The 3,014-nt window shown below is 74.1% G+C and carries 3 protein-coding genes; 2 read left to right on the top strand and 1 reads right to left on the bottom strand.

The genetic code is table 11. The annotated features are described in order from the left end of the window. Positions 1–200, top strand: a 200-nt coding sequence (locus tag CCN33_RS26740; protein WP_279628213.1) for an ATP-dependent helicase C-terminal domain-containing protein, incomplete at its 5' end; no start/stop codon positions are given. 7 nt (positions 201–207) lie between these two features. On the opposite strand, the gene CCN33_RS26735 is transcribed toward CCN33_RS26740, so the two are convergent. Beyond that, positions 208–1,971 carry a lytic transglycosylase domain-containing protein gene (locus tag CCN33_RS26735; protein ID WP_086696016.1) on the bottom strand — a complete coding sequence of 588 codons (1,764 nt, stop codon included), beginning with the start codon at positions 1,969–1,971 and terminating at the stop codon, positions 208–210. A 313-nt stretch (positions 1,972–2,284) separates the two neighbouring features. Here CCN33_RS26735 and CCN33_RS26730 point away from each other — a divergent pair. Next, the coding region (locus CCN33_RS26730; RefSeq protein WP_086696015.1) for a DUF4184 family protein at positions 2,285–3,014 on the top strand (730 nt) is incomplete at its 3' end.

The raw sequence follows: 3,014 nt of genomic DNA, 5'->3' as shown, positions 1-3,014 counted from the left end.
CCGGGGTGCCGCTGCTGGTGCATCTGCTGTCACCCGCCGGGCGGCCCGCCGCCGTGACGGCGGACCTCGCCTCGTTCTGGCGGGACGGCTACCGGGCGGTCCGGGCCGAGCTGCGCGGGCGCTACCCGAAGCATCCCTGGCCCGAGGACCCGGCCACCGCCGAGCCGACCCGTCACACGAGGGCCCGGCTCAGGCGGTGAAAGGACCTCAAGAGCCGGCCGACGGGCTCGGCGAGGGGCTTGCGGAGGCGCTCGGCGAGGGGCTCGCGGAGGCGCTCGCCGTGGCGGAGACCTTCAGCTCGACGGTGACGCTCCCGCCGCCCGGCGTGGTGACGCGGAGCAGGTAGGTGCCGCTGAAGAGGTCCGCGTACAGCTTGGGCAGCGTGACGACACCGTTCGCGTCGGTGGTGAGCCCGGTGAGGGTGCGCACGGGCTGGCCGTTCGCGTCCTTGAAGTAGGGCCCGACGATGTTCGCGCTGGGGTCGGCCGCGGACTTGATCAGCGTGGCGGTGGCGCCGACCTTGGCCGCCGGAGCGCCCTTGTACGTCGCCTTCACCTGCACCTGCCCGGCGAACTCGCCGCCCGGAGCGCAGGTCAGCGCGGTGTCGGAGGTGCGGACCAGCTTGTCGGCGGGGCGCGGGGTGACGGTGGCCGTGTAGCCGACGCCCTCGGCCTTGTGCCCGACGACCACGCTGGTGACCTCGAAGGTGCCGGCCTTCTCCCCCGCGAGGAGCTGGGGGGCGAGCGCGACGCCCTTGGCGTCGGTGGCGATGGTGGCCACCCGCTCGCCGCCGGTGAAGGTGGCGTCGGTGTCGCCGCTGATGGTGAACCGCACCCGGACCTTGGCCACGGACTTGCCGTCCTTGGTCACCGCGCGGGCGCCGATCCGCCGTTCGAAGGCGTCCCCGGCCGTGGCGGTCAGCTCGGTGCCGTCCAGGTCGGGGGAGACGAGGTGGTCCACCGTGTCGGACGGGGTGGGCTTCCCGGACGGCGGGGTGGGCTCCGGCGAGGGACTGCCGGGCGTGCCGGGGCTGCTCTTAGGCGGGTTGGCCGGCTTGGAGGGCTTGGCCGGCTTCGAGGGCTTCGGCTCGGCCGCGCGGGGAGTGGCGGGCATGCTCGTGCGCGGGAGGTCGTCGTCGCTGCGGTGGCGGGGGACGCCGCCGGAGCCGTCCGGGACCGAGTGGGTGCCCTTGCGGTAGTAGTCCACCCAGCTCAGCACGAGGTCGAGGTAGTCGGTGGAGTTGTTGTAGCTGAGGATCGCGCGGTGCAGGTCGCGTTCCGTGGAGAGGTCCCAGCCGTTGCGGCACAGGTAGTGGCCGGCGGCGAGGGCGGCGTCGTAGACGTTGTTCGGGTCGGCCTTGCCGTCGCCGTTGCCGTCGCGGCCCGCCCACGCCCAGGTGGACGGGATGAACTGCATCGGGCCGATGGCCTGGTCGTAGGAGCTGTTGCCGTCGTAGGCACCGTGGTCGGTGTCCTTGATGAGGGCGAAGCCGTTGCCGTCGAGCTGGGGGCCGATGATCGGGCTGATCGTGGTGCCGTCCGCCGTCACGCGGCCGCCCCTGGCCTGGCCGGACTCCACCTTGCCGATGGCGGCGAGGAGTTGCCAGGGCAGGTTGCAGCCGGGCTTGGCGGCGCGCAGTTCGGCCTCGGCCTTCTGGTAGGCGTCCAGGACGGTCGCGGGGATGCCCGCCTCGCCCTCGCCCCGCGAGACGGGCGTGCCGATCGTCGAGGACGGGCTCGGGAGGGGGCTCTTGAGCGGCGGAAGGTCCGTGTAGTACGGGGAGTTGCCGGTGGCGTTGCCGTCCGCCGAGACCTCCGGCACGGGGGTGCTGTGGCCCGCGCTGGTCTGGAGGGGTTCGGGTGCGCCGGTCGCGCCCGGTGCCTGGGACGCGGAGAGTGCCGCCACCGCCAAGGCGGCCGCCGCGGTCGTCGCCGCTCCCTTGCGCAGCCGCCTGCCCTTGTGCGCCGCCATAGAGTGAACCCCTCCCGTGGACGCTCTCGGCGTCCGTCTGCGCCTGTCCCGACTGAAGGTGTGACGGCCGAGCCGGTGCCACGGTTGCCCGGTGTGCCGTCCTGTGGTCTGTGGGGTGGGTCACCTGACCGTGTGCACGACAGATGCGCCCCGGCCGACCCTACGTCAACTCCCCTGCCTCGAGGCACCCGTGGCGCCCGCGTTTTCCGGACTTGGCCGACTCCCGTCGCCCGTACGGCCGGTGAGTGCGGATCACGCATACTGGGCGCGCGCTCACCGGCGCCGCCCGTGCCGGGCGTTCCGGGAGGTCCCGTTGCCCTTCACGCTCAGCCATGCCGCGGCCGTACTGCCCGCCGTCCGCCGGGACGGGACCGGACGCGGGCCGCTGGTCCCCGCGGTGCTCGTCGCGGGCTCCTTCGCGCCGGACCTGACCTATTACGCGGCCGGTGTCCGCCCGGAGGCGATGGAGTTCGGGACGTTCACGCACTCCTTCACCGGGGTGCTCACCGTGGACGTGCTGATCTCGTGGGCGCTGCTGGCGCTCTGGCTGCTGGTGCGCGAGCCGTTGGTGGCGCTCCTCCCCGGGCCCTGGCAGCCGAGGCCCGCCGCCCTGCTGCGCTGCGGGGCACCCCGCGCACGGGTCCGGGCCGGGGCGGCGGTGTGGTGGTACGTCTCGGCGGTGCTCGGCGGGGTCACGCACGTGGTGTGGGACGCCTTCACCCACCACGACCGCTGGGGCACCGACCTGGTCCCGGTACTCACGCGCGTCGTGGCCGGATTTCCCCTCTTCCAGTGGCTCCAGTACGGCACCTCGGCCCTGGCCGCCGTCGGGATCGCCGTCTTCCTAGTGCGGGCGGTCCGGTCGGCACCGGCCGGGGAGCCGGTGGGCGTGCCTGTGCTCTCCGTGCGGGACCGGTGCTGGGCGCTGCCCCTGCTGGCCGGGTGCGCGCTGGGCGCGGCGGTGGTGCGGGCGGTGCGCTGGTGGGACTACTGGGGCGGGGTCGCCCGGCCCTGGGAACTGGTGCCCGCGGTCTGCTTCGGCG

It is taken from the genome of Streptomyces recifensis (genome assembly GCF_002154615.1).
GTDB lineage: Bacteria > Actinomycetota > Actinomycetes > Streptomycetales > Streptomycetaceae > Streptomyces > Streptomyces griseoluteus.
This window is presented reverse-complemented; position numbering and strand designations above follow the sequence as displayed.

Excerpts from the sequence above, each read along its gene's own strand:
- CCN33_RS26735 (WP_086696016.1), bottom strand. The coding sequence starts at position 1,971 with ATGGCGGCGCACAAGGGCAGGCGGCTGCGCAAGGGAGCGGCGACGACC.